Genomic DNA, 443 nt, shown 5'->3' on the forward strand with positions numbered 1-443 from the left:
GCGAAATGGGGCCATCAGGAAATCAAAATCGCTGAAAGCGAAATGCCTGGATTGATGGCCTTACGTGAAGAATATGCTGGCCAGCATCCGCTGAAAGGTGCGCGTATTGCAGGTTGTCTGCATATGACGATACAAACTGCCGTGTTGATTGAAACACTGGTTGAATTAGGGGCTGAAGTGCGCTGGTCTTCTTGCAATATCTTTTCAACACAGGATCACGCTGCAGCGGCTATTGCCGATCAGGGCATCCCGGTCTTTGCCTGGAAAGGTGAAACCGAAGAAGAAGCTATCTGGTGTATTCGTCAAACCATCATTGGCACTGATGGCTGGCGCCCGAATATGATTCTGGATGATGGTGGTGATTTGACCACGATGATGCATGAAGACTATCCGGAATTACTCGACGATGTTAAAGGTTTGTCGGAAGAAACCACCACCGGCGT

1 protein-coding gene is annotated in these 443 nt (G+C 49.0%); it reads left to right on the plus strand.

The annotated features are described in order from the left end of the window. A partial coding sequence (locus B3M51_RS14260; RefSeq protein ID WP_292760113.1) for an adenosylhomocysteinase occupies window positions 1-443 on the plus strand: 443 nt, incomplete at both ends.

The sequence above is a fragment of the Methylophaga sp. UBA2689 genome, from assembly GCA_002354555.1.
Taxonomy (GTDB): Bacteria; Pseudomonadota; Gammaproteobacteria; order Nitrosococcales; family Methylophagaceae; genus Methylophaga.